The organism is Streptomyces sp. Q2 (assembly GCF_056820935.1).
This window is the reverse complement of the sequence record NZ_JBXEJE010000026.1, coordinates 109,818-135,488: the sequence shown is the minus strand read 5'-3', so window position 1 is coordinate 135,488 and position 25,671 is coordinate 109,818. Positions and strand designations below refer to the sequence as shown.

Sequence of the window (25,671 nt, the reverse complement as noted above, 5' to 3'; positions counted from 1 at the left end):
GACGCCCCCCTCGACGCGCTGAGGCTGCTGGAGGTGGCCGAGGCGGGTCCGGCAGACGCCCTGCGGACGGCCGAGGGCGAGCACCTGCGCGGCCGGATCGCGCTGGAGCAGCAGCGCATGCCCGAAGCGACCCGGATCCTCCTCGGCGCGGCCCGGCGCAGGGAACCGTTCGATCCCGCCCTGACGCGCGAGATCTACCTGGAGGCGCTCGTGGCGGCCGCGCTGGGCGACGCTCTGGACAACTCGAACAGCTTCTCTGCGGTCGCGGAAACCGCGCGCAACGCGCCTGCCGCTCCCGAACCGCCGCGTACGGCCGACGTGTTGCTCGACGCCTGGGTGGCGCGGGCCACGAAGGGGTACACGGTGGCGGCGCCGATGCTCGCCGAGGCACTGGGCATGATCAGTGGACCTGACGGCGACTCGGGTCGGCTGGTGAGCGGCAGGGCGGCGGTCGTCCTCGCCATGGAACTGTGGGACGCGGAGGCGTCGTTCACGATCGCCACGCGCCAGGCGAGGGTCGCTCGCGGGACAGGTGCGATGGGGCAGTTGCGGGTCGCGCTCAACGTCCTGGGCCTTGGGCAGGTTCTCGCCGGAGAGTTCGCGAGCGCGCGGGAGGTGATCGCGGAGTACTGCATCCTCACCGAGGCGACGGGCACCCCCTACTTTCCGTTTCCCGAGATGATGCTGATGGCGTGGCGCGGGCAGGAGACGCGGGTGCGGGAGCTGGCCGAGGCGAGCCAACGGGCGGCGCCTGGTCAGGGGGACGGGGCCGTCACGCCGTTCGCAGGCTGTATGCGCGCGGTGCTCCACAACGGCCTCGGCCGCCACGGTGAGGCGCTCGTCGCCGCCCGGGAGGTGTTCGAACACGACCCGTGCGGACTGGGACCGTTCGTCGTGCCCGAACTGGCGGAGGCGGCGGCCCGCACGGGTGACCGGGGGGCTGTCGATGACGTACTCGAGTGGCTGTCCGAGCGCACGAGTACGGCGCCGACGGACTGGTCGCTCGGGATCGAGGCCCGGCTGCGCCTCCCGGGCGGTGCAGGGCATCGGCGCGGGTGGACTGATGGTCACCGCCACGGCCCTCATCGCGGACGTCATCCCGCTGCGCGAGCGCGGCAAGTACCAGGGTGCGATGGGCGCCGTGTTCGGTGCCTCCACCGTCCTCGGCCCGCTGCTCGGCGGCTTCTTCACCGATCACCTCTCCTGGCGCTGGTGCTTCTACGTCAACGTGCCGGTCGCCTTCGTCGTCGTCATCCTGACGATGAAGAATATTCCGCAGGTCAAGGCGGTCGTGAAACCGATCGTCGACTACCTGGGGATCGCATTCGTCGCGCTCGGTGCGAGCGCCCTGATTCTGGCGACCAGTTGGGGCGGCAGCGAGTACGCGTGGTCCTCCCCCCTCATCATCGGCCTGTTCGCGGGCGGACTGCTGTCGCTGGTGCTGTTCTGCCTGGTGGAGATCAAGGCCGCAGAACCCATGCTTCTGATGCGCCTGTTCAAGAACCCCGTCTTCACCGTGTGCGCCGTCCTGTCCTTCATTGTGGGTTTCGCGATGCTGGGTGCGATGACGTACCTGCCGTCCTTTCTGCAGTACGTGGACGGTGCCGACGCGACGTACTCCGGGATACGCACCCTGCCGATGGTGATCGGTCTGATGGGTACGTCGCTGTACAGCGGCAATGTCGTCGGCAAGACCGGCCGGTATCGCGTGTTCCCCATCGTGGGCACGTTGGTGACCGCGGTCGGGCTGTACCTGCTGTCGCTGATGGACCGGTCGACCCCCACCTGGCTGGAGTCGGTGTTGATGCTGGTCCTCGGTGCCGGTCTCGGCCTGAGCATGCAGATTCTGACGATCGTCGTGCAGAACACCGTCGACTACAAGGACCTCGGCACCGCGACGTCCGGCGTGACCTTCCTGCGCACGCTCGGCAGCGCCTTCGGTACCGCGGTCTTCGGCACCATCTACGCCAACTCCCTCGAGTCGGATCTCGCGCACGGCATCCGGCAGGCGGCCACGACCGGCGCGGCTCCCGCGGAACAGATCGCCCGAGCGGCCCAGTCCCCGCAGGCCCTGCACCAACTCCCGGATGCCGCCGCCCTTCCCGTCATCGACGCCTGCGCTCACTCCATGGGCAGGATCTTCCTGTGGACGGTGCCAGTGGCCCTGCTCGGGTTCGTCGTGGCGCTCTTCCTGCGCCAGGTCACCCTGCGCGACAGTGCCCGGATGGCCTCCACCGACCTCGACGGCGCATTCGGGGCCCCGGTCGACGGCGTCGGCGTTCCCCTGGAGCGGCAGATCTCAGCCCTGCTGCGAAAGGCGGGCCACATGTCGTACGCGGACGCACTCGCCCTGTCCGGCTCCCGGCTCGACCCGGGGCGCGCGTGGACCGTCATGCAGGTCGCCCTCTGGACGAGGTTGCTGGGCTACGCCAAACTCAGCCAGATCGCCTCCCGCCATCACATGCCCGAACAGGTCCTGCAGCCGGCCTTCGACGCGGCGATCCGCAGCGGCGACGTCAGCCAGGACGGAAACTTCTACTCGCTCACCGCGCAGGGGGACGAACAGGCCCATGCCATCGCGCAGGGCTGGGAGAACTGGCTCGCGGACCACCTCGAACGCGACCAGGGCCGCCCCGCCACCCCTGAACTGCGCGCGGCCCTCGACTCGATCGCCAAGCGGTTGCTCGCCGAAGACCTCGCCGGGGGCTTTGCACAGGCACGGATCGGAGGTGACGCGACCCGGGAAGCCACGGCGCCGGCCTGACACGTGGTTCTGCTGGTGCGCCGGGGCCCGGGCGCGGCTGAGGCGCCCGGGCCCCGGGGCGGTCGCAGGCAAATCACCCCCTGCGTCCTGCTCCCTGCACGCGGTCGATTCGCCATCGCCTGCAGGGAGTCGCGGCTGCCGGGAGGTGCGGATGACGTGCTTGTTGCCGGCCTCGTCCCACCGGTGCACGCGCAGCCGACTCATGCGCCAACCGTCTTTGTGCGGCGCATGGAGATGTCGCACGAGCCGCGCATCGTCTACGGGTTCTCCACTCCGACAGGCGCATAGACCCCGTGTGAGGCGTACATGTACGCCGTGGCCTCGGCGCTGTCGACGTCGTTCCTGATCACGTGGTGGGAGCTGATGTGCTGTCTGTCGCGGAGGCCGCCCATGAGTGGCCGGCCGAACTCGGCGCGTCCACCGCACATGTCCCCCGCGAGTGACCTCCCGCACGACCCGCAGGCCGCTCGTAGCTGCCGCGCGCCCGAGCGCGGGCTACCGCCAAGGCGCGCGGGCTCAGCCGGTGGCGCTCGACCCGCTGGGAGCGCCGGGTGGCCGAGGCAGAAGGTGTAACCGGCCGCATGGCCACGGCCTGGCCGGCCCTGCCCGCGTACTGGTTCCGCCGACCAGTGCCGGGAAAGGTTCAGGACGTGTGGGGGAGGCGCTCGGCGGGGATGACGCCCAAACGCCCCGCCTGGTAGTCCTCGAACGCCTGCTGCACCTCTTCGCGGGTGTTCATCACGAACGGGCCGTACTGGAAGACGGGTTCGCGGATCGGGAGGCCGCCCAGCACGAAGAGCTCCAGCTTGGGGGAGCGGGTCTCCTGGGCGCGGTCGGCCGTCAGGCGCAGCGCGTCACCGGAGCCGAGGACGGCGAGCCGGCCCTCCTGGATGGGGCGGGCTTCGGTGCCGACCGTACCGTGACCTGCCAGGGCGTAGACCAGTGCGCTGTAGGACGGGTCCCACGGCAGGTCGACCTGGGCGCCGGGCTCGATGGTGAGATGGGCGACGGTGATCGGGGTGTGGGTGACGCCGGGGCCGGTGTGTCCGGCGATGTCGCCGGCTATCACGCGGATCAGGGCGCCGCCGTCCGGGGTGGTGACCAGCCCGGTGTGCTTGCCGCGGATGTCCTGGTAGCGGGGCGGGGTCATCTTCTTGGCGCGGGGCAGGTTGACCCACAGCTGCACGCCGTGGGCCACCCCACCGCTTTGGACCAGCCACTCCGGAGGCTGCTCGATGTGCAGGATTCCGGAGCCTGCGGTCATCCACTGGGTGTCGCCGTCGGTGATGAGGCCGCCGCCTCCGTTGGAGTCCTGGTGTTCCACGGCGCCGTCGATGAGGTAGGTGACGGTCTCGAAGCCCCGGTGCGGATGCCACGGGGTGCCCTGGGGTTCTCCTGGGGCCTGCTCGACCTCGCCGATGTGGTCCATGTGTACGAACGGGTCGAGCTCGGTGGGCAGCACTCCGGCGAAGGCGCGGCGGACCGGGAAGCCCTCGCCCTCGAAGCCGGTCTGGGCGGTCGTCAGACTGCGGACGGGCCGGAAGGCGGTGCCGGCCGGGTCCAGCTCCGGCAGGCGGGGCAGGACCAGCACGTCGTCCACGGTGATCGCGGGCATGAGGGCTTTCCTTCGCTGTCAGGTGAGGTCAGAACGAGTGCGGTCAGAACGAGTCGGTCAGAACGAGTGCGGACCGAACCGGCCCCAGGCCACGAAGACGGTCAGGGCGAACAGGACCACGTTCATGACGACCGAATGGAACTCCCCGCGCCGGCTGTGTGTGATGCCGGCGCCGAACATGGTCAGTGCCAGGCCGGAGGCGGCCAGGGGAACGAGGTCCGGAGCGATGTCCACCGCCGCGGGCAGAATCAGCCCGAGTGCGGCGAGAACCTCCAAGAGGCCGATTGTCTTGATCATCGCCGGGGAGAAGTCCTCGGCCCAGCCCATGGAGGGGGATGCGCTGAGCTTCTCCTTGGGCTGGGCGAGCTTGGCAGCGCCGGCACCGAGGAAGACAAGAGCGAGCAGGGCCGCGACAGCCCACAGAGCGACGTTCACAGGTACCCCAGGTGATCGGTGGTGGTCCCGCGGAGGCGGTCCCGCATGTGTTGGTTGATGTATCATCTAACCTAGAGGGAGGTAGATGACATGTCAAGCACGGGTTGAGGTGACCATTCCAAAAGGGAAGATCCCCGTAACGACGAGACGGCCCGCTGTGCGACCTCATCGAGAAACTCGGCTTCAACGCGGTAGACGCGGGTGGCCTCGACGAGTCCTGGCGCCGGCAGCCGGGCGCGCCCGTCTACCCGGACCGCGAATCCGGCTGAGCCGGCGGAAGTACATCACCCTGGGAGGCACGTCCTTGCCCTCCCCGCGCTCGGCCAGGTGCTGCCAGATGTGCCGGAACCGGGTCGGCTGCGGTTCGATGAAGTGCTCGACGATGTAGTCCAGCCGCTCGCTGGACTCTCCGCCCTCGATGTTCATCAGGCGCAGCAGCTCAGGATGTTCGGCGGCCACGTGGATGAACGTTCGGATGAACGCCCGCAACCGGTCCAGCGGCGGTGCCGATGCGTCGTCGGCGGCGAGCGGTTTCGTCACAAGGTGGCCGAAGCCCCAGTCCACGGCCGCGTACCAGATGCCCTCCTTCGAGCCGTACCGCTGATGCAGCAGGTTGTGGCTGACACCGAGTTCGCGGTTGAGCGTGCGCACGGACACGCCGTTGAAACCGTGGGTGGCGAAGGAGTGTAGGGCGGCCTGGAGAACGTCCTCCATGGGGGCGGGGTCCGCCGTGTCCTTCGGCGGGCGCTCCCGGGGGCGAGTGTTCTTGACCATGCGTTTCATCGGGCGTGGCCCCAGGAGGACTCCGCTCAGGAGGCTGCGGAGAGATCGTCGACACGCACCGGGGCGGCGGTGCGGGCGATGATCTCCTCGTAGGTGACTCCGATGGCCGTCTCCACCAGGGCGAGGCCGTCGGGGGTGACGTCGAGGACGCACGGGGCGTCTGGCATCCGATCCGATGGGATAGAGGACGCCCGAGCTCAAGAGGTGCGGGGTCATCGGACGCGGCCCGCGAGATCGCCCTGGCCGTGGCCAAGGCCGCTGTGGAGGACGGTGCCGCACCCGAGGCCACGGAGGCCGAGCTGCGCGCCGCGGTCTCGGCGACGCGGTGGACGCCGCGGTACGCGTCCTGACCGAGGGACATGCCATGGTCGATGGGTTGGGCTCCGTCCAACTTGGTGACCCATCAACTCCTCTACACTCGGTGTATGGATGAAGAAGTGCGGTGGTTGACGGCAGAGGAGCAGCGCGCCTGGCGGGGCTTTGTCCGGTTGCACGAGCGGCTGGGGGGCCGTCTGGCACGCATGTTGCAGAGCGAGTCGAACGTCTCGGCCGCGGATTTCGCGGTGCTGGTCAATCTGACCGATGTGCCGGACGGGCGGCAGCGTTACCAGGATCTGGGCCGGGCGCTCGAGTGGGAGAAGAGCCGGATGTCCCACCACATCGCGCGGATGGCCGGTCGGGGGCTTGTGGTGCGTGAGGAGTGCCCCGATGACGCGCGGGGAGCGTTCGTGGTGATCACAGATGCCGGGCGGGCGGCGGTCGAGGCGGCGGCTCCGCGGCATGTGGAGGCGGTGCGGGAGCTGTTCCTGGACCATGTGACCCCGGCGGAGCTGCGGATGTTGGCCGACATCTCCGAGCGAGTGGTGGCGAAGCTGGACGAGGACCCCGCCTGATCGGCCGACCGCAGTTCTGCCTGGCGGCGAAGGCGTCCTGAGATTGTCCTGGGCCTCCAAGCCAGAGGCCCTTTCAGGCAGGCGGGGGGGATCGTCGAAGACAGCGGGGGAGTGGATCGTCGATGGGTGCGGTTTGTTTCGAGGGAAGGACGGCTTCCTTCCTGATCGCGCCGGCCGCCATGCTCGACGGAATGATCCTGGCCCTCGTCCCGCCCCGGCACCGCCCGACGTCTTGTACCAAGACGGCGGCGGACGGCTGAGCCCGGATCCGCGTGGCGGCTCCGGATCCGTCGTGCGGTGCCTCAGTCGAGTCGTGCCGCGGCCCGTGTGAGCCTGTCCTCGATCCGGCCCATGACCTCAAGAGCCTCGGCCTGCTCGTCGGGGGCCAGCTCGTTGACGACGATGGCCTCGAGCCACGCGCGCTCCACCTCTTCCCGAAGGGCGTTGCCGGCGACCGTGGGCTCGACGATGGTGGCCCGCTTGTCGCAGGGAGAGGGGCGGCGGCGTACGGAGCCGGCGTTCTCCAGGCGTTGGATGGTGCGGGTCATGGTGGCGGCGCCGGAGCCGAGCAGGCGGACGAGGTCGGTGTGGCGCTGAGGGCCGCGGTCCCACAGCTGCATCATGACCAGTTCCTGGCCGGGGTGGAGGCCGACGCGGCGAAGCAGCTGCCCGGCGAGCATGCGGTGCACGCGGGTCACGCGGAAGATCGCGTGACGGAGGGGACCGGCCGCGACGGAGGAAGACGATCTCTAGGGTCTGGGCGCCCATTGACGTTGATGTGTCACATATAAATATGATGCATCAACCAAAGGGTCGCGGATCATGGAGACTATGCAGAGTCGGCAGCAGGCGGCACCCGGTCCCTTCACCGCCTTCGCCCGCTTCGTGCTCAGCGGCGGTGGGGTGGGGCTCGCCTCCAGCTTCGCCGTGGCGACCCTTGCCTCCCTGATTCCCTGGGCCTTGGCCAACGCCCTGATCACCGTGCTTTCCACGCTCCTCGCCACCGAGCTCCACGCACGCTTCACCTTCGGCGCGGGCGGGCGTGCGACTCGGCTCCAGCATGTGCAGTCGGCCGGGTCCGCGGCGGTCGCGTATGCGGTGACTTCTGTGGCGGTGCTCGTCCTGCATCTGCTGGTGGCGACGCCCGATGCGGTGCTTGAGCAGGTCGTCTATCTGTCTGCCTCCGCACTCGTCGGTGTCGGGCGGTTCGCGGTGCTGCGCCTGGTCGTCTTCGCGCGGAACCGCTCACAGGCCGCGGTCCCCGTCAGCACCGTCCGTCCCGTGCACACCACCATGGCCCGTACCGCGGCTCCGGCCGCCCTCGCGATGCTCTTCCGTGCCGCCTGACCGTTACGCCGGGCGGCCAAGCCGCGAAGCTCTGCGCACCATGCCGCCCTCCGCACCGGGAAAGGCGTCCAAGCAACGGGGAGGCACCTGGCTCCCCCTCAAGCCTTGCACCTCAAGACCGGTGACCGGTGACCGGGCTACTTGTGGGCCAACGCGCCTCCGCCAGCGGTGCCACCACCACCGAGGCCGCCCGCCGCTCCGGCATCGCCCACCACCGTCAGCCACCACACGACCGTGCTGCCGACCGGCGTTGACGTGGCCGACATCGGCCGCACCGCTTACGCCATTCTCAAGGGCGGCGAGCAAGGCATCGGCCACACGGTCGGCTTGGCGAACCCGTAAGCCTTCAGGCTGTCCCCTACGACGTCTTCCGCACCCTCGGCTTCCCGGAGGGCGACGAGATCGGCAACATGTTCCAGTACTACGGCGACTTCGACCAGGAGTTCACCGGCGTCCGTGACCTGGACCGGCTGCGGGATCTCCATTCGGCGCTGAAGAACTTCGATGACTGGCTGGCCGAGAACGCCTCGAAGATGAGGGTGTGAGCTGAGGCGAAGCACCGGGGACGTCAATGGGCCCCGGAGGGCGTAACCACGCCAGCGCGGATGCCGAGAACGCGATAATGGGAACAGCCCCCCCGGTGGAGTACAGCGAGGTGCCGAGCCGAGCGAGGAGTGCCATGAGCGGACTCAGCGGGCATGCGGGCAGTGGGTCCTTCACGCTCGACGCCCTCGCCACCGCCGTACTCGACGATGACGGCACCGTACGCCAGTGGTCCCTGGCGGCCGCGGAGCTTGTGGGCTACGACGCCGCGGATGTCCAGGGCCGGCCGTTGGAGGACCTGATTGCCGATGCCTCCGATGCGTCATGCGCGGGACCCCTGCAGGGCACCCGGCTGCCGGCCGGGGGCCGGGCCCTGCTGCGGCACCGCCAGGGCGGCACGGTCGATGTCACCTTCCGTGTGCACCGACTGGAGGATTCCGCCGAACTGCTGGTTCTGGCCGCCCCCACACAACGAGTGCGCGAACAGGATCTCGGCGCGTCGCTCCTGCGCGCGCTGTTCTCCCAGGACGGGATCGGCGTCGGTATCCATGACCTGACCATCCTGCACACCAACATCCTCCCCGAGAGGTCCGGCGGGCCGCCCGCACAGGCCGGTGCCCGGCTGCGGGACATCCTCCACGGCGAGGACGCCGACAACATCGAGGCCTCGCTGCGCCAGGTGCTGGAGTCAGGCGTACCGCTGGTCGGCGAGGAGAAGCGGACGCGGGCCCCGCAGGCACCCGGGCGGGAGCGGAGCCTTAGTCTGTCCGCCGTCCGGCTGGAGGACGAAGGGGGGCACCCGACCGGCGTCGCAGCCTTCTTCACCGACACGACCGAGCAGCGGCGGGCCCGTCGGCATCTGGATCTCCTCCGAGAGGCCGCGATCAGCGTCGGCGGCTCGCTGGACGTCTCACGCACCGCGCAACAACTGACCGAAGCGGTGGTACCAGGGCTGGGCGACATGGGGATTCGCCGACCTCGCCGAGGCAGCGCTGGAAGGGGACGAGCCCCCGAAGATGTTCGGTGGCGGAGACCTCCACCTGCGCGCTGTGGCCTCTGCGACGGGTGAGTGGCCGGGGCACGTCGGCCCAGGGGAGTCCCTGCCCCCGTTCCTGGATCACCCAGCCCTGCGCGGCATGCAACACGGCGAGACGCTCGTGTTGACCCGTGACGAACTCCTACCGCTCCTGAGTGACTCCCGGCTGATCGAGCTCCTGCCCGAAGACTGGCACTCGGTGGTGATCGCACCGTTGTACGCGCGCGGCCTGATCCTCGGTGACCTTCAGGTGTGGCGGTTGACGGATCCGGCCCCGTTCACCGAGGAGGACGTCGACCTGGCCACGGAGATCGCCTCCGAGGCGCACTGGCCATCGACAACGCCCGCCGCTACACGCGGGAGCACCGGGTGGCGGCCGCTCTGCAAGAGCGTCTGCTGCCGCGGGCCATGACCGACACGCCGGCGGCCGAGACGATCGGGATCTACCGGCCCGCGGCCGGCGGAGCCGAGATCGGTGGCGACTGGTTCGACGCCATACCCCTGGCCTCGCTCCGGCTCGCCCTGGTCGTCGGGGACGTCGCCGGGCACGGTCTGCACGCGACCGCCACGATGGGACGACTGCGCGCCGCCATCCACACCCTCGCCGACCTGGAGCTCGATCCCGGCGAGTTGCTCACCCGCCTCGACGGTCTCGTACAGCGCCTGGCCGGCGAGGCGCCCCCTGAGCACCGGGACACACTGAATGCCACCTGCCTGTACGCCGTCTACGACCCGGTCAGCCGTCAGTGTGCCGTCGCCAGTGCTGGTCACTCTCCGCCGGTGTCCGTCCGCCCCGACGGCACCGAACAGGACATCCCGATCTCTCCAGGGCCACCGCTCGGCGTCGGCGGCATGCCGTTCGAGGTCACCACGGTCACCCTGGAGTCCGGCAGCACCCTCGCCCTGTACACCAAGGGTCTGGTGCGCTGTCAGGACCCCGACCTCGACGCCGGTCCACGCCGTCTGACGGACGCGCTCGCCTCGCACTGCCGTTCCGGTGTTTCCCTGGACGCGCTGGGCCGCTCCGTCCTCGCAGACATCGGCGAACCGCCGGTCCGCGAGGAGCATGGCGTTTCCGCGGGTGGCGGGGTCGGCGTAGTCGCCGGCCTTGGAGTGGTAGCCCACGGCGCCGATCATCGTGATCCCGAAGCCGACGGCTGCCGCGATGCCCAGAGGCTGCCAGAAGATCCCCACGACCAGGCCCACGACCGCGGCGACCTCGGCCAGTTCCTATGAAGCGGACCAGCCCGGCGCTCAGGCCCATGTGGGACTGGAGCTGCGCGGACACATCGCCCTTCAGCATGGTCTTCGGAGCGCCGGCGGCCAGCGACACAAGGGCGAGCAGCACGCTGAGGACGGCGGCGATGATGTACATGGGGGTGGTTCCTTCCGGTGTGGTCCGCGCCCCGGCCGGGGGTCGCGGACTCTTGGTTGCTTCGTCTGCGGGATCGTCGCCCAGGAACATAGGGAAGCCATGGTGATGTGTCAACTAAATGACGTGTCGTCGTGAAGAGCTTGTTGTCCCGCCAGACGGCCAGTACGCCGAGCTGCAGTACCGACTTGCCCGCGTATGGCTGATGTTGGCCGGCTCTACCGGCGTCTCCCTCCGGGGGGCCGAAGACTCGGTGGACGCCTGGCCCGCGGTCTGCAGTCGGAGTCCTGCCTGTCCGGCTACGACTACGCCGTGCTGGTCCACCTCTCGGAGGCGCCCGATGGCCGCCGTCATGTGGATCTGGCCAGGAGCCTGGAGTGGGAGAAGAGCAGGATGTCGCATCAGGTCTCCCGCATGGTGAAGCGCGGCCTGGTGGCCCGGCAGGAATGTCCCGCGGACGGCCGCGGCGCGCTCGTGGTCATCACGCCGGAGGGGCGAGAGTTGATTGCGGAAGCCGCGCCCCGGCATGTCAGTGAGGTTCGGCGCCTGTTCATCGAGCCCCTGACTCGCGAGGAACTTCTGACCTTCGCCCGCGTGGCGGACCGCATCGTCAGCGCCTGGAGAAGGAGCAGTGCTGATGTGGCCCGGGCCCGGCAATGACTGACGGGTGCAGCCGGAATACGGATGCGCCGGGGCGAGTTATGGTGTTGTAGTTGATGTATCAACTCAGGAAGGACTGATCACGATGCAGGTCGGTATCTTCACCGTCGGTGATGTCGCCACGGACCCGGCCACGGGCCGTACGCCGACCGAGCACGAGCGGATCAAGGCGATGGTCGCCATCGCGCAGAAGGCCGAGGAGGTGGGCCTGGACGTCTTCGCGACCGGCGAGCACCACAACCGGCCGTTCGTGCCGTCGTCGCCGACCACGATGCTGGGCTGGATCGCCGCCCGGACCGAGCGCATCACCCTGTCCACCTCCACCACGCTGATCACCACGAACGACCCGGTGAAGATCGCCGAGGACTACGCGATGCTCCAGCACCTGGCGGACGGGCGCGTGGACTTGATGATGGGCCGCGGCAACACCGGCCCGGTGTATCCCTGGTTCGGCAAGGACATCCGCGACGGGATCAGCCTTGCCGTCGAGAACTACGCGCTGCTGCACCGGCTGTGGCGCGAGGACGTCGTGGACTGGGAGGGGAAGTTCCGCACGCCGCTCCAAGGGTTCACCGCAACGCCGCGGCCCCTGGACGGCGTACCGCCGTTCGTCTGGCACGGATCCATCCGCTCCCCGGAGATCGCCGAGCAGGCCGCCTACTACGGGGACGGCTTCTTCCACAACAACATCTTCTGGCCGAAGGAGCACACCCAGAAGATGATCGACCTGTACCGGGAGCGGTACGCGCACTACGGTCACGGCAGCGCCGAGCAGGCGATCGTCGGCCTCGGCGGCCAGGTGTACATGCGCCGAACCTCCCAGGACGCGATACGCGAGTTCCGCCCGGTCTTCGACCGTTCCCCGGTGATGGGCGGCGGGATGTCCATGGAGGAGTACATGGAGCACACCCCGCTGACCGTCGGTACCCCGGAGCAGGTCATCGAGAAGACGCTGTCCTTCCGCGAGTACGCCGGTGACTACCAGCGCCAGCTGTTCATGGTGGATGGCGGCGGAGTCCCGCTCAAGGCGGTGCTGGAGCAGCTCGACATGCTCGGAGAGGAGGTCGTGCCCGTCCTGCGGAAGGAGTTCGCCAAGAGCCGGCCGGCCGAGGTGCCCGACGCCCCCACCCATGTATCGCTGCTCGCCGCTCGCGGCGCCGGTCTCGCCCAGGAGCCGGCAGGAAGGGAAAACTGATGACCGACAACGTCGACACCTTCAACGCCTACCCGGCGCAGGGCGGAGTCGCGCCCGACCGTTGGGCCAGTGCCCTGCACCTGTTCGACAACGGCGTCGGCGGGCCGCACGAGGAGACCGTCCTCGAGCGCTGGGAGAGAGCTCAACTGCTCTTCGAGGACCGGGACTACATCGGTGCCGTCCGTCTTCTGGCCGTCGTCGTCGAAGAGGTCCCCGAGCAGACCGGTCCCCGGCTGCTGCTGGCCCGGGCCTACTATCACTCCGCGCAACTGAGGCGGGCCGAGGAGCAGTTGCGTCAGGTCATCGACCGCGATCCGGTGGAGCACTACGCCCACCTGATGCTGGGGCGCACCCTGGAACGCCAGGGGCGCCGAGACGAGGCGGCGCCCTGGCTGCGGATGGCTGCCGCCTTCTCGGGCGAGCTGTCCGCCGAGAACTGAGTCGAGCGTGTACGCGGAAGAGGGGCACCGGTCAACCGGTGCCCCTCCCACATGCCCTGCGGCCTTCGTCAGGCCAGGGTCGAGCCTCTTCAACTCCGCCCGGCGCCAGCCGTAGATCTCCCGTATGGCCGCCCTCCCAGCGGCGACGACCAGCCGAGGCTCGCCTCGCGGCGTGGGCGAAGGCCGTGTTGGGCGCGCTGCCACCTGGATGATCTGCTCGACCGCCGCGTCATGCGCCTCCCTGATGATGCCGCGACCGCGTCCGTGCGGAACCTCGTCCTGAGGCCGGCATCCATTCCACGACCGTGAAGGCCGGGCAGATCTCGGTCCCCGGATCGAGCGTGATGAAGCGGCGCCGGCCCGCCGTGCGAACGGCGAGGCGGATGGCAACGGCATCGTCGGCGTAGGCATTCAGGGAGTCACGGTCGATCTCGGGTAGTCCGGTATTCGCGCAGGCATCTCCGGCTGCTGGTCGATGAGCACCAGCGCGAGTCGTACCCGAACACGTTCCCCTTCGACCTGCCCTTCGGCGCCGCGGCAGTGGCGTGCGGTGCGGCGCATCAGAGTGTTGAGGCCATTGGCCACCCTTCAATGGACAGGTTCCCCGCGGCCTGCAGCCTGCGCGCTGGGAGGTTGCGGATGTATGCCGATGAAGGCGCGCCAGGCGCGCTGCTCGGACGGGCCTGGCCAGCGCGGTTTCCCGTCCATGCGAACTCGCTCTAGTAGTGGCGGGAACTGCCGGTCACAACCTGCCGAGGGCCTTGGCCAGCGCGGTCGCGGTGGAGGCGATCACCTTGTCATCGTGAGGGGTGTTGTTGAGGTTGCGGTTGGTGAACACCGACAAGACGATCGGCGCGTTCGAGCGGGGTGTCCAGACGAGGGCCAGGTCATTGGCGGTGCCGTAGTTTCTCGCGCCGCCGGTTCCGGTCTTGTCGCCGACTGTCCAGTCCTGGGGGAGTCCGGCCCGGATCCGGTTGGCGCCGGTGAGGCTGGCCTTCAGCCAGCCGACCAGTCGCGCACGGTCGCGGGTATGGAGGGTCTTACCTGTGGTGAGCTTGGTGAAGGTCTGTGCGGCCGCCGCGGGGGTGGTGGTGTCGCGTTTTTCACCGGGCTTCCACTCGGTCAGCCCAGGCTCTGGTCGGTCCAGGCGACTCGTCCCATCACCGGTCGCGCGGAAGAACTCGGTCAGCCCGCGCGGCCCGCTGATCTGCTTCAGCAGTGTGTTGCCCGCGAAGCCGTCGGATTTGGTGATCCCGGCGCGGCACAGCTGTGCTGGTGTCATGCCGGTGTCGGTGTATTCAGTCGTTTCCGGGGAGTTCGCGGTCAGCTCGGCCATCTCGGCAGGCTTCCAGCGGACCACCTTGTCCATCAGCCCGGGGTCGCTGGTGCGCGCTTTGTGCAGCACTGCCGCGCACGCGAACACCTTGAACATGGAGTTGAACGGGAAGCGCTCGTCGGCCCGGTAGCCGACCGTTCTGCCGGTCCCAAGGTCGATGCCCACCGCACCGATACGCCCGTCGTAGGACTTCTCGAGTTCCTGCAGCGTCCTGCGCAGGGCGGAGTCGGAGGGGGCGCTGCTCCCCGGCCGGGCGGCGACGATGGAGGTGCTCGTCTCGCCGGTGACGGCACCCGTCACATAAGCGAGGCCGCCCAGCAGCGCAGAAGTTGATGCCGCGGCCCCTAACACCAGTCGCAGTCGGATATGTGATGTCATGCCGAAGAGAAGATCAGAAACTTCTGATCGCCGTCACGTCCATTCGCGAAGTCGGCCTGATCCGGCGCTTCGGCTGTCCGCCGATTGTCCCGACCACGGACGGCGTCTTCCGCAGCAAGTACTGGAGCAACCTGCGATGTTCCGTTCTTGATGTCCCTCGTGGTGCCTCTCGTCCTGCTCCTCATGACGCCTCGACTGGCCGGCCGTCGGCGGTCGGAGGTGACGGCTGACCGAGGCGACAAGCGGGATGGGCGGCGCGGATGCGTCCGGGTATCGGGGCGCGCGCAGCCGGGTTGCGCGTCGGCCCGGCCGCCGCGCCCGTGCCGCGTCAGTGCGGCGGCGCCGTCGCGTCGGGGACGTCGGCGGGGGAGAGGTCGGGGCAGGTGCGGTGCCAGCGTGCGGGATGTCGCCACTGGCCGTCGGCGCCGCGAGCGCGTCGACACCGACTTCATCCAGCCGAAAACCCGCCAGGTGAAGACTGGTCCGGCTGTGGTCGGGGGAGGGGCCGGTGTCCCGGGGGTGCTTCTTCGCAGTCGACGGCGTGGATGACCCCCCGACGGGGAGGTGCGCGGCCGCCGTCCAGCTTCTGTAAAACCCGGCCCGGCGGCCGGCGCTCCCCGAAGATCTGCCACTTCGCGCGAATCCTCGCCAGGGGCCGATCGGACGTGAGGGGGCCGCCCGTGCCTGGCGACAATCCACAGCGGCGTGTCCGGTCGTGCCTCGCAAGGCAGGGATCACGGGCAGTCAGGCGAGCGAGGCGAGGGCGGCGTCCAGGCGGGCAGCAGCCTCCTGTGCGACGGGCTGCAGGGCGGGCAGACCGGTCAGAGTGACCATGGTGTCGGGGTCCAGGGCCTGGACGAGCGTGCGGTCGCCCTGTCGGCGTACGACGACGTTGCAGGGCAGCAGCAGGCCGATGGTGCGGTCGGCTTCGATGGCGCGGTGGGCCAGAGACGGGTTGCAGGCGCCGAGAATCAGGTAGTCCTCCATGTCGTGGCCGAGCTTGGCCTTGAGGGTGGCTGTGACGTCGATCTCGGTGAGGATGCCGAAGCCCTGGGCGGCGAGGGCTTCGCGTACGGCCGCGACCGTGGTGGCGAAGTCGCTGGTCAGGCTGACGGTGCGGTCGTAGCTCACGGGTTCTCCGGTGATGGGCAGCGTGCGTATGTGACTCAATAATACCCCCACGGGTATCGGGTACGCTCGTCGTCGCAGATCAAATTACCCCCCGGGGTATCAGGAGGATTCCATGACGAGCGTCGACCACGCCCCGAAGACCGAAGCCGCACCGCCCCCACCCTCGTCACCCGGCCCGCTGGGGCGCCTCGGCGACTGGACGGCGAGCCACTTCAGGACCGTGCTGGCGGGGTGGGTGATTGTGGTCGCCGTGCTCGGTGCCTTCGCGCCGCAGGTGACCACCGCACTGTCCGGTGCGGGCTGGCAGAGCAACGGATCGGAATCCGTCGCGGTCCGGGAGCTGGCCCAGCAGCACTTCGGCGGCACCGGCTCCACCGCCATCCAGGTCGTCGTCCACGCCGACCGGCCGGTCACCGACCCCGCCGTGCAGACCGTGCTCGCCAAGGCGACCCAGTTGCTGACCGCTGATGAGCGGATCTCCGGGGTCGTCCAGCCTCGGGCCGCGGTGACGATCAGCCGGGACAACAGGACCGCCGTACTGCTGGCCGGCGCCAAGGCCAACCCGGACGACATGGTGCGCGCCTCCGACGACCTGAAGGATCCGCTGCGCGCGCTGTCCACCAACGGCATCGCCGTACGGGCCACTGGGGCATCCGTCATGTGGAGCGACTTCAACACCGCCAACCTCGACGCGATGATCCAGGCCGAGATTCTGTCCTGGCCGGTCACCCTGATCGTCCTCGTGCTCGCCTTCGGCTCGCTCGTCGCCGCCGGCCTGCCCCTGCTGCTCACCATGGCCGGGCTGGCCGCCTCCGTGGGCTCATTGGTCCTGATCGGCCATGTCACGCCGATCTCCATCTGGGCCATGGACTTCGCCCTGATGTTCGCCCTCGCGCTCGGAATCGACTACGCGCTCTTCCTCGTCATCCGCTTCCGCGGCGCCCTCGCCCGCCACGACGACCCACGCCGCGCGGTGCAGGAGACCATGGACACCGCCGGCAAGGCCGTCTTGCTGTCCGGACTGACCGTGCTCGTCAGCCTGTCCGCGGTCATGCTCGTGCCCGCTCCAGCGGTCCGCACCATGGCCGTTGGCATCATGCTCTCCGTCGTCTTCGTGCTCGCCGCGACCCTGACTCTGCTGCCCGCCGTCCTCGGCAAGCTGGGCCCGCGCGTCAACAAGCTCGCCCTTCCCCGGGCCCGTACCCATCAGGTCGTCTCCCCGCGCTTCGGCGCCTGGGGCGAGCAGCTATGGCGGCACCCGCTGCGCTACGGAGTACCCGCACTGCTGGTCCTGTTCGCGCTCGCTGTCCCGGTGTTCGGGCTGAAGACCGCGATGCCGTCCATCACCGTCGTCCCCGCCGCCGACAGCTCACGGCAGGGCTACGAGATGGTGCAGCAGGCCCTCGGCACGGGCGCCCCCGGCATGCTCCAGATCGTCACGCCCACCGCCCAGGCGCAGGCCACAGCCCGCACCCTCACCTCCACCGACGGCATCGCCGCCGTCCTGCCCGCCCAGCCGGCCGCCGACGGCTCGCATTGGAGTCTGATCCAGGCCATGCCGTCGGTCGACCCCTCCGACGCGTCACTGAAGAGCACCGTCAAGACCCTCCGGGCCGAACTCCCCAGCGAGGCGTCGGTCGGCGGCGCGGCCGTGGAAAACCTCGACCTCCAACAGGCCCTGGACGACAAGGCCCCGCTGGTCATCGGCGTCATCCTGGCCCTCGGCTTCGTCCTGCTGCTCATCGCCCTCCAGGCCCCGCTGATCGCAGCCCTCGGGGTGCTCACCAATCTCCTCGCCACCGCCGCCGCCTTCGGCGTCGCCCGGCTGATCTTCCAGAACGGCCACGGCTCCAGACTGCTCGGCTTCGACCCGCAGGGATTCCTCGACGGCTGGGGTCCAGTCTTCTTCTTCGCGATGATCTTCGCCATCGCCATGGACTACACCGTCTTCCTGCTCTCCTCCGCCAAGGAGCACTTCGAGCACACGGGCGACCCCCGTACGGCCATGACCGCCGCCCTCGCTCACTCCGGCCGCGTCATCTTCGCGGCAGCGGGCGTCATGGTCGCCGTCTTCTTCACCTTCGCCCTCGCCGAACCGCTCCCGCCCAAGGAGATGGGCATCGTCCTCGGCACCGCCGTTCTCCTCGACGCCTTCCTCATCCGACTCGTACTGCTCCCCACCCTGCTCCGCCTCACCGGCCGCGCCGCGTGGTGGAGCCCCGCGTGGCTACGCAGGGTCCTGCCCGACATCCGCTTCTCCCACGACTGACCACCCCCGCCCCTGGTGGCCCCAGCCCCGCGCCGGGGCCACCGATACCCCAGGGGGTACGATCGAGCGTAGAAATCCACCAGGAGGATCGCCCGTGAAGGTCGACGAGGAAGCCAGCACCGCCGTTCTCAACCGCCTCCGCCGCGCCCAGGGGCAACTCGCCGGTGTCATCGCCATGATCGAGGCCGGCCGCGACTGCAAGGACGTCGTCACTCAGCTCGCCGCGGTCTCCCGCGCCCTGGACCGCGCCGGTTTCAAAATCGTCGCCAGCGGCATGCGCCAGTGCATGGCCGCCGCGGACGAGGACACACCCCCGATGAGCGAAGCCGAACTCGAAAAACTCTTCCTCACCCTCGCCTGACACGGACCGACGAAGGGCGGACGCCGGAGGATGAGTCCGGATGGAGTCGGGCGTTGAAGCGCGACGGGGCTCACGTGATCGCGGTCTGCGGACAACGAGCCGGGCCCGCTTGGATGGCTACTCCGGCCTTTTCTGACCCGGTGACGTGCTCGATCGCGCGGGGTTCGCGAGGGACAGCCGTTCAGCGGAGTCCCTTTCGTGGATACCCCCGGCTTAGCTGGCCCTGACAAAGCCTTTGGACGTGGCGGTGAGTGATCAGGCAGACGCAGGGCCGCCAGCGTTTCATTGCCCCGGATGTCGTCGGCAGTTTCCCGACAGGGAGACCGTCTGTGGCTCGTGTGGAGCACGACAGATCGAGGACTGGCGTTCTCCCTAAGGCCCACCAGTACGCTCACACTGTGCGAGTGCAGAGGCGAATGGCCAAGACGGCTCGATGGCTGGCGATTTGGGTTGTTTTCACCCTTATCATGCGCTTCGTCACTGATCTCACGGGCGATTACCGGGGTTGGCTGACCACTGCGGTGACGTCCGCGTCGGTGGTAACCGCCGGGTCCCTGTTCTCGTGGTTTCGGTCCCGTAGGGAGCGCAGGGTAGCGCCGTAGCCAGATGACGCCTCGGCGGGCCGGACGGGGGGAGACTCTCGACCAGGAGACCAGAGCGTGCCGATTGCCCGACGTCTGCGCTGCGTGAGTGCGTCGGCCTCCTCAACCGGCATATCAGTAGGCGCTTCTCGCATCGAACTGGCTGTCGGGCTCGGCTCGGTGACGTCGGTCGCGCGCGCGGCACGCCGGGGCAGGGCCTGCGCCAGGGGCGCTCGAAGCGCTCGTATTCGCTCCCAACTACTTTACGAAACCTCGGGTGTTCGAGGTGTTCGAGGTGTTCGCGAGGCGTTCGGCTACGGCGCTTCCGTGACGCCGCCGCTGGCGGCAGGCCCGCACCCGGCAACGGTCCGAGCAGTACACCGCCGCCTTCGACCGCTTCACCTCCACCGTCCACACTGGGCACTCCGCCTGCTCTCCCCGCTGTATCGCGGCCACCCTCTGCCGGGTCCGCTGATGCCTCCGCCGCTGCCGTGACCTGCACCGACCCGAGCAGAACACCGCCTTCGCCGCCATCGCTTGCGGCAGCGGATCACCACACTCCCGGCAAAACTGCCGAGCCGTCCCACCAAATCCCGCAACTCAGATCATCCAGGCACACGCACCTCACGACCAGGGATCAAAACACCTAGTCATCAGCGTCCTGTGCCTCGATCAGGTCGAGGTCGCGGACGCAGAAGCGGTGGTGCTCGAAGGTCTCGTTGAGTACCGTGCCAAGGCACTGCCGCACCAAGCGGCCCCGGGCGTACGGCGGCCAGACATCGTCGTCGGGCACCGGCGCTCGCGATGCGAGCTGCACAGCGGTGACCTCGTCGAGCCAGGCCTCGAGCTCGGCGGCCTGTGCGTCACGCACGCTCACGATCTCGTCGAAGGCCGGATCGAGCGAGAGGTCAAGCCCGTGAGCTCCACGGTAGGGCTCGACGGTCGTCCCGATGCCCATCGGCGTGAACAGCTCCGTCGAGCCCAGGCAGCAGCGGCGGAACCACGAGTCGTGGACGAAGACCAGGTGGCGCATCGTCTGCGCCGCCGACCACTCGTCGTTCACGCTGCGGCGCTCGATGCCGGGCGTACGGCGGATTCGCTCGATCGTGGCGGTCCAGCCGGCATGGAGCTGACGCGATGCCTCGCGCAGATCGGCCGGGTCCTGGGAGCGGATCAGCACCCGCACCGGGTGACGCCGGTCGAGTTCTGCCTCGACGTACTCGCTGACCTCGACACCGTTCACCACGAGGTTGGTGATGAGCCCGTCGATCACGGCATCCTGCATGACGACGCCGATCAGGCGTGCCCCGGTCAGATCGCACTCGCGGAACTCCGCACCGTGCAGATCCTCGTCGACATAGCGCGTCATGCTCCGCATACTAGGTCCGAGCACCGACAAGCGGGCCTCCCCGGCTTGATTTGGCCTCTTCCAGGTCCTGACCGAGCGCGAAGAACGCAACAGCGTCGCGATCGCCTGCAACGAATCCTTCTCCGGTGAAGAAGACCTTCGCCGACGCGCGCTTGTGCGCGGGCCATCGTCGACCGGCTCACCTACGGCGGCAACATCATCGAGATCGGCACACACTCCTACCGCCCCGCCCCGCCCCGCCCCGCCCAGACCCTTCGGCGCGCTCGATGATTGGCGCCCAGCCCGCGCCGCGCGGGCTAACGGGTCGACGTCGCGGACGTCGCCGCCCGTGTGACCTGCCGTGGTCGGGGCTGGAGTGCGTGTGGTCGGGGCCGGTGGGGGCGCGCGGTCGGGCCTGCAGCTTGGCGCTGAATCGCCTGTGGCGGCAGGTGTGTGAGCGGCTGGGGGGCGATCACCGCACCGTATGTGCATAGGGGGATGGATGCGACGGCGGGTACGACATGATCGCGTGGCCTTTGCGCATGCGCAGTTGCGTTCACTGCGCGGTCTGCCGGTGTGGGCAAGCGGCGCCGGGTGGTATTGAATGAGGTGTGCGCTCAGGAATCTCGGGACCCTATCGCACGGGTTCTGGCACGGCCCCGGCGCTGTGCCGGGGTTGGTGAGCGAACTGAGAGAGCCGCATGGACTCCACATCCTCCCCCTCGTCTTCGTCGCCGTTCGACATGGTCAGTAGCGCCTTGGGGCAGTACATCCCGCGCGGCGCGACGGCGGCGGCCGCCGGTTGTGCCGACTCGCAGGGCGACCGCACCGTCCGCCAAGGCGGAGACGCCAATCCGATCCCCGGCCCTCAGGAGCAGATCCTCGGCGCGGTCAACCTGGATCGGGATCTGAGAATCACCCGCTGCAATCTGGACGCCCCCGTATTCGCGGGGCTGGACGCCGTGTCCGGGCGCCCTTTGGCCGATCTTCTGCCTCCCGGGGACGTACCGACGGTCACACGGCGGCTGCGGCAGGTCCTCGAGACCGGTGAGGCGCACGTCGCCCGGGTCCAGCGCCTGCGGCGCAGCGACGGGTCGGAACTGGTGGTCTCGATGAGCATCCTGGCCGCCGCGGCGCCTCAGGAGGGACTGACCGTCTCCCTGATCGCCATGGCCAGGAGGCTGCACCTGTATGCCGCCGAGACCGCTATCGGCACCTCGCTGGACATCGGCGAGACCGCGCAGTCGCTGGCGGAGTCTTTGCTGGCCTGGGGAGACGTGGCCGCCGTCGACCTCGACTTCGCCGTGTGGACGGGCGAGGGGGTCGCCGAGCAGCCGCAGGGGCGCATCCGACTGCGACGTGCGGCCCTGGTGCCGGACCGGGCGTGGCCCGAGGGCTTCGTGACTCCGGGCGACGATCTACCCAGCGATGCGAGTCGCTTGCTGTCGCAAACGATCAGGCGTGACGATGCCGCGCAGGCCGTCGTCATACCCGACCGGGAGGCCATCGAGCGGGTACTCGGCAATCCGCGGCTGGTACGTGCCGTGGTGCCCGGTGACCGGGCGGCGGGTGTGGCGTGCATACCGCTGGTCCTGGACGGCCCGCCGCCGGTGGTTCTGGGCGTGGCGGAAGTCTGGCGGCGGGCGGACTGCCCGTTCGGTGACAGCGAGCTGTTCGACCTGCAGGAACTGGTGGCCAGGACCTCTCACCACGTCGATCTGGCCCGTCAGCACCAGCGGGAGCACACGCAGGTGCTGGCGTTGCAGCGTCGGCTGCTGCCGCGGACCAGTGACGACACCGTCGAGACTGCCAGCCTGTGCCAGCCCGCGACCCCCGACAGCGCGGGCGTCGGCGGTGACTGGGTGAACAGCTTTCCGTTGCCGGACGGCCGTACCGCGCTGGTGGTCGGCGATGTCGTCGGGCACGGCCTGGGAGCTGCGGCAACCATGGGGCAGCTGAGCATGGAGGCCCGCGCGCTGCTGTCAGCGGGGCTGGCGCCCGACGAAGTGCTGGAGCACTTGGACGAGACCGTAACGCTGCTGGACGACGCGGAGTCCGGGCTGGCGGCGGGCTACAGCGCCCTCGGATCGACCTGCTGCATCGCAGTTTACGACCCGGTCAGCCGCCACGTGGTGTTGTCCAGCGCCGGCCATCTACCCCCAATCCTGATGCGCCCGAACGGGCCGGCCGTCCAGCTCGCGGTCCGCCCCCACCCCGGCCTGGGCGCGGAGTTTGCGCTGCGGGAGCCGTTCGACGTGCACGCGTTCGCCGCACCCCCGGGCTCGCTGCTGGCCCTCTACACCGACGGCCTTGTGGAGGATCCCGACGCATCGATCGACGAGGGCATCGGCAGGCTGGCGGACGCCCTGTCCACGGTCCACCCCTGGGATTCCCTGCAGCAGGCCGCGCGGCGCTTGGTCTCGGTGCTCGCGCCGGTGCGCCGACGCGACGACGTGACCCTGCTGCTCGCGCGCATGATCGGCTACCGCAAGGAGGACACCGCGACCTGGCGGCTGTCCGCCCGCGACGACGCGGCCGCCCGGGCCCGCACGCTGGTATCAGCGGTGCTGGGGCAATGGCGCACCAGAGATGACACCCGGGACAGCGTGCTGCTAGTGGTCAGCGAGCTGGTCGCCAATGCGGTCCGCTTCGCCCGCGGGCCCATCACGGTATGGCTGATCAGGACCGGTCACGGGCTGCTGTGCGAGGTGGGCGACACAGGCAACGGCAGGCCGCGGCTGGGCCGCAACGGGCTCCTCGACGACGGCGGTCGTGGCTTGCACGTCGTGCACAGACTCACCACCCGGTGGGGGGTGCGGTGGACGGACACCGGCAAAGTGGTCTGGGCGGCAGTGTCGGGGTAACGCGGCTGCGGGTCCCATGACACCCGATGCCTGCCGTTCTTGAGTGGTGCGCCGGGGCACTGAGCTCAGGTTCGAGTCTCACGCACGATGCAGCCCCGGACCCCTCGCGTCCGGCAACCTAAAGCACCCCACCTGCGAGTTCAACGGCCTCCGGGAGAACCCCAGCGCATCAGCTTGCCACCCGCACCCGCTCGGTGACCAAACTCGTCACGACGAGCTGGCTGCGGCCCAGAGGATGAGTCCCAACGCCACTCTCACCCCCTCCGCGCGGCCTCTCGGCCGGCGGGGCCGTTCACACCAGAAGGCGTCTACGCCCGCCCCGGCCTCGGCGCAGACATCAGCTTTCGGACACCTCGGCACGCTGCTTGTCCAGGTCGAAGCCCAGCCGCTCGGATTCGACCATGACGTCCGTCCACAACGCCAACGGCGTCAGCAGCGCCCACTTCTCACCTCGCGCGGGGTCGTCGAGCAGAACGGTTTCGGTGTATCCGTCGCTCCAGTCCTCTCCGCGGGCCGCTCCGTTGCTCCAGCCGCGCTCGGTGAACCACAGGCGCTTGATGGCTCCCTCCACCAGCCGCGCGTGCAGTCCCACGGCGAAGGGCCGGGTGGAGACGACCTCCCAGCCGTTGCGCGTGTGGACCTTCAGCCGAGTATTGCGTGCGGAGTCCTCGCAGATGCCGATCTTTGCCATGGCCGGGTCCGAGGCCCGTTGCACCAGATAGACGAGCCCTGGTTCGCTGTCCTTGAATCCGGTGAGCTTGCAGCTGCGGGAGTTGCAGGCACCCTGTCCGCGGTAGAGGTTGCCCAGGCAGGGGTTCACCGGCCCCGAGCAGTCCATGCAGGTGCCCGCCCAGGGGGTGTTGGTGCTGTCGAAGGCGTCCGGGTCGTGCGGGTGGAACCGGTAGGACAGCGCCCTGTCCCATGCCTGCTCCTTGGTCAGAGGGGTGTTCGGGGCGCAGTGAATGCAGGCCCCCTGGCCCCGCATGACGTCGTGCAGCCGCGGCTTCACCGCGCGATGGCAGCGCTGGCAGATGCCCGGCCATGGTTCATCGACCCGTTCATAGGCGGTCGTGGGCTCGACCAGGCCCTGATCGCGCATGATGGCGACGGCCACATCCGGATCGATCGCCCGCAGGGCGCAGTACTTGCAGGCCATGGCGCCCCGGCGGACCGCCTTGATCAAGACCTTGATCGGTTTGCCCTGGCGCGGGCAGCCCTCGTTGAGGCAGATGCTCTCCACGCGCGTCCTGTTGTTGGTGTAGGGCTCGAGCAGCTTGATGTTGGCCTGGGCGATCGTCTTCGCCAACTGCACCTCGTCCAGCCGATACTTCTCCGCCCGCGCCCGGTCGGCGCAGTCACGGCAACCGCGCGGGGTGTCGCCGTTCTTCTTCGCTGCCGAGGCGATGCTGTCGTACGTCGGGGCGATGTCCGCCTCGCACCTCTCACAGATGCAGGGCCACTCTGCCTTCACAGTGGTGAAGGCCGTCTTCGGCTTGCAGCCGTTACGCAGCATCAACTGCCGCGCCTCTTCCGGATCGACCGGTCGTCCCGACACCAATGCGACCACCCCGTGTGCGTGCCCCGTAACGTCGGAGCGACTGTATGTGCCGGCACTGACATCCCGTCCTGAGGTCGGTTTCCTCGGCCGGAGCCACCTGCCAGATAAGGGTGCTGCAGGCCGCCATGCTGCTCGGCCGACGAGGCACATGGCACCACTCGCGTCGCCGCCAGCTCCCGGCCGGACAGGACGGTCGCGCCGGACCTTGCCGCGCCGGTGATGGCCAGCCGGGCCGGATAGCCCGCCTCGTAGCAGGCAGAGCTATCCGGCAAGACGCTCTCACCTTGGTGATGACGCGGGACGAAGACACGGTTGGGGCGCCTGGGTTGCGCGCACCGCAACCGCGTGTCCGTACGACGGCGTTGGCGGGATCAGGGATCAAAGTCCCGGTCACTGGTCAGGGGCGGCATTGCCGCCTGACATCCCGCGGTTGACACTGCTGTCCTACGCTCATCGGGTGCCTGACGCAATCGCCGATCGGCGTGAGACGTGGGGATGGGCATGATGCAGCGGATGGGCCCTGTACTACCCGTACATTGATCTTGGCCGTCTTCGAACATGCAGGTCGGAGGCTCTGACGTGGCGCTCGCTCGGGATACTCATGCTGATCTCGGGCGGGAGTCTGCGGTCTTGATCATCCGTCATGTCATTGGTCGAGGCTGTCACCTTTGGGTCATTGAACCCAGCCCAGCCAGCCGGGTTGTTAATGTCAAACAGCCGCTCGCGGCGGCGCGGTCCGAAGGGCACATCAGCCCCCAGCGT

At 69.0% G+C, this 25,671-nt stretch carries 22 protein-coding genes and 3 pseudogenes; 14 read left to right on the top strand and 11 right to left on the bottom strand.

The genetic code is table 11. From position 1 onward, the window contains the following. Positions 1 to 194 precede the first annotated feature (194 nt). Positions 195 to 503: a hypothetical protein gene (locus ACWBNA_RS28385; RefSeq protein ID WP_482707344.1), complete on the bottom strand. Its 309-nt coding sequence runs from the start codon at positions 501 to 503 to the stop codon at positions 195 to 197. A 560-nt stretch (positions 504 to 1,063) separates the two neighbouring features. Here ACWBNA_RS28385 and ACWBNA_RS28380 point away from each other — a divergent pair. Then, positions 1,064 to 2,764, top strand: a complete 1,701-nt coding sequence (locus ACWBNA_RS28380) for an MFS transporter (protein WP_482707343.1) — start codon at positions 1,064 to 1,066, stop codon at positions 2,762 to 2,764. A gap of 643 nt (positions 2,765 to 3,407) precedes the next feature. Here ACWBNA_RS28380 and ACWBNA_RS28375 read toward each other — a convergent pair. From ACWBNA_RS28375 to ACWBNA_RS28360, 4 genes are all read right to left on the bottom strand, one after another. Then, positions 3,408 to 4,379, bottom strand: a complete 972-nt coding sequence (locus ACWBNA_RS28375) for a pirin family protein (protein ID WP_482707342.1) — start codon at positions 4,377 to 4,379, stop codon at positions 3,408 to 3,410. A 57-nt stretch (positions 4,380 to 4,436) separates the two neighbouring features. Beyond that, positions 4,437 to 4,814, bottom strand: coding sequence for a DoxX family protein (locus ACWBNA_RS28370; RefSeq protein WP_482707341.1), 378 nt, complete (start codon positions 4,812 to 4,814; stop codon positions 4,437 to 4,439). Positions 4,815 to 4,997: 183 nt separating this feature from the next. Then, positions 4,998 to 5,588: a TetR/AcrR family transcriptional regulator gene (locus ACWBNA_RS28365; protein WP_482707340.1), complete on the bottom strand. Its 591-nt coding sequence runs from the start codon at positions 5,586 to 5,588 to the stop codon at positions 4,998 to 5,000. Positions 5,589 to 5,623: 35 nt separating this feature from the next. Further along, a complete protein-coding gene (locus tag ACWBNA_RS28360) occupies positions 5,624 to 5,764 on the bottom strand; it encodes a hypothetical protein (RefSeq protein ID WP_482707338.1) in 141 nt (46 codons plus the stop codon). Positions 5,765 to 6,022: 258 nt separating this feature from the next. Here ACWBNA_RS28360 and ACWBNA_RS28355 point away from each other — a divergent pair, with 258 nt between their 5' ends. Beyond that, positions 6,023 to 6,490, top strand: a complete 468-nt coding sequence (locus tag ACWBNA_RS28355; protein ID WP_482707337.1) for a MarR family winged helix-turn-helix transcriptional regulator — start codon at positions 6,023 to 6,025, stop codon at positions 6,488 to 6,490. A gap of 302 nt (positions 6,491 to 6,792) precedes the next feature. Here ACWBNA_RS28355 and ACWBNA_RS28350 read toward each other — a convergent pair whose 3' ends face one another. Then, positions 6,793 to 7,197, bottom strand: coding sequence for a MarR family winged helix-turn-helix transcriptional regulator (locus ACWBNA_RS28350; protein WP_482707375.1), 405 nt, complete (start codon positions 7,195 to 7,197; stop codon positions 6,793 to 6,795). A gap of 115 nt (positions 7,198 to 7,312) precedes the next feature. Between ACWBNA_RS28350 and ACWBNA_RS28345 the strand changes: the two genes are divergently transcribed. The 5 genes and pseudogenes from ACWBNA_RS28345 to ACWBNA_RS28325 form a co-directional block, all read left to right on the top strand. Beyond that, positions 7,313 to 7,837 (top strand): GtrA domain-containing protein, encoded by a 525-nt coding sequence (locus ACWBNA_RS28345; protein WP_482707336.1) that lies wholly within the window; start codon positions 7,313 to 7,315, stop codon positions 7,835 to 7,837. Between the two features lie 410 nt (positions 7,838 to 8,247). Beyond that, positions 8,248 to 8,382 (top strand): hypothetical protein, encoded by a 135-nt coding sequence (locus tag ACWBNA_RS28340; RefSeq protein WP_482707335.1) that lies wholly within the window; start codon positions 8,248 to 8,250, stop codon positions 8,380 to 8,382. A gap of 134 nt (positions 8,383 to 8,516) precedes the next feature. Next, the gene (locus ACWBNA_RS28335) at positions 8,517 to 9,449 is read left to right on the top strand and encodes a PAS domain-containing protein (protein ID WP_482707334.1); all 933 of its coding nucleotides are present in this window, start codon (positions 8,517 to 8,519) and stop codon (positions 9,447 to 9,449) included. Positions 9,450 to 9,516: 67 nt separating this feature from the next. Further along, entirely contained in the window at positions 9,517 to 9,828 is a 312-nt protein-coding gene (locus tag ACWBNA_RS28330; RefSeq protein WP_482707333.1) for a hypothetical protein, read from the top strand. After that, positions 9,825 to 10,451 (top strand): annotated as a pseudogene (locus ACWBNA_RS28325) (PP2C family protein-serine/threonine phosphatase); the annotation flags it as partial. The gene ACWBNA_RS28330 and the pseudogene ACWBNA_RS28325, both read left to right, overlap by 4 nt. An 84-nt stretch (positions 10,452 to 10,535) precedes the next feature. On the opposite strand, the pseudogene ACWBNA_RS28320 reads toward ACWBNA_RS28325, so the two are convergent. After that, positions 10,536 to 10,610, bottom strand: a pseudogene (locus ACWBNA_RS28320) (hypothetical protein); the annotation flags it as partial. A 376-nt stretch (positions 10,611 to 10,986) separates the two neighbouring features. Here ACWBNA_RS28320 and ACWBNA_RS28315 point away from each other — a divergent pair. The 3 genes from ACWBNA_RS28315 to ACWBNA_RS28305 all read left to right on the top strand — a co-directional run bounded on the left by ACWBNA_RS28315 (position 10,987) and on the right by ACWBNA_RS28305 (position 13,083). Further along, positions 10,987 to 11,448 (top strand): MarR family winged helix-turn-helix transcriptional regulator, encoded by a 462-nt coding sequence (locus ACWBNA_RS28315; protein ID WP_482707332.1) that lies wholly within the window; start codon positions 10,987 to 10,989, stop codon positions 11,446 to 11,448. Positions 11,449 to 11,533: 85 nt separating this feature from the next. Next, the gene (locus tag ACWBNA_RS28310) at positions 11,534 to 12,643 is read left to right on the top strand and encodes an LLM class flavin-dependent oxidoreductase (RefSeq protein ID WP_482707331.1); all 1,110 of its coding nucleotides are present in this window, start codon (positions 11,534 to 11,536) and stop codon (positions 12,641 to 12,643) included. Beyond that, a complete protein-coding gene (locus ACWBNA_RS28305; protein WP_482707330.1) occupies positions 12,643 to 13,083 on the top strand; it encodes a tetratricopeptide repeat protein in 441 nt (146 codons plus the stop codon). Before ACWBNA_RS28310 ends, ACWBNA_RS28305 begins: the two co-directional genes overlap by 1 nt. A gap of 742 nt (positions 13,084 to 13,825) precedes the next feature. Here ACWBNA_RS28305 and bla read toward each other — a convergent pair. After that, entirely contained in the window at positions 13,826 to 14,797 is a 972-nt protein-coding gene (bla, locus tag ACWBNA_RS28300) for a class A beta-lactamase (RefSeq protein WP_482707329.1), read from the bottom strand. Between the two features lie 744 nt (positions 14,798 to 15,541). After that, positions 15,542 to 15,928, bottom strand: a complete 387-nt coding sequence (locus ACWBNA_RS28295; RefSeq protein ID WP_482707328.1) for a DUF302 domain-containing protein — start codon at positions 15,926 to 15,928, stop codon at positions 15,542 to 15,544. Positions 15,929 to 16,040: 112 nt separating this feature from the next. On the opposite strand from ACWBNA_RS28295, the gene ACWBNA_RS28290 reads away from it, so the two are divergent. Both ACWBNA_RS28290 and ACWBNA_RS28285 read left to right on the top strand, forming a co-directional pair. Beyond that, entirely contained in the window at positions 16,041 to 18,197 is a 2,157-nt protein-coding gene (locus ACWBNA_RS28290) for an MMPL family transporter (protein WP_482707327.1), read from the top strand. Positions 18,198 to 18,291: 94 nt separating this feature from the next. Then, the gene (locus tag ACWBNA_RS28285; RefSeq protein WP_482707326.1) at positions 18,292 to 18,558 is read left to right on the top strand and encodes a metal-sensitive transcriptional regulator; all 267 of its coding nucleotides are present in this window, start codon (positions 18,292 to 18,294) and stop codon (positions 18,556 to 18,558) included. A 1,227-nt stretch (positions 18,559 to 19,785) separates the two neighbouring features. On the opposite strand, the gene ACWBNA_RS28280 is transcribed toward ACWBNA_RS28285, so the two are convergent. Continuing rightward, on the bottom strand, positions 19,786 to 20,619 hold the full coding sequence (locus tag ACWBNA_RS28280) for a DinB family protein (RefSeq protein ID WP_482707374.1): 834 nt from the start codon (positions 20,617 to 20,619) through the stop codon (positions 19,786 to 19,788). On the opposite strand from ACWBNA_RS28280, the pseudogene ACWBNA_RS28275 reads away from it, so the two are divergent. Both ACWBNA_RS28275 and ACWBNA_RS28270 read left to right on the top strand, forming a co-directional pair. Beyond that, a pseudogene (locus ACWBNA_RS28275) lies at positions 20,564 to 20,778 on the top strand (ATP-binding protein); the annotation flags it as partial. The gene ACWBNA_RS28280 and the pseudogene ACWBNA_RS28275 sit on opposite strands and share 56 nt — an antisense overlap. 410 nt (positions 20,779 to 21,188) lie before the next feature. Continuing rightward, on the top strand, positions 21,189 to 23,351 hold the full coding sequence (locus ACWBNA_RS28270) for an ATP-binding SpoIIE family protein phosphatase (RefSeq protein WP_482707325.1): 2,163 nt from the start codon (positions 21,189 to 21,191) through the stop codon (positions 23,349 to 23,351). A 337-nt stretch (positions 23,352 to 23,688) separates the two neighbouring features. On the opposite strand, the gene ACWBNA_RS28265 is transcribed toward ACWBNA_RS28270, so the two are convergent. Then, positions 23,689 to 24,906, bottom strand: a complete 1,218-nt coding sequence (locus ACWBNA_RS28265) for a hypothetical protein (protein ID WP_482707324.1) — start codon at positions 24,904 to 24,906, stop codon at positions 23,689 to 23,691. Positions 24,907 to 25,671: the final 765 nt, after the last annotated feature.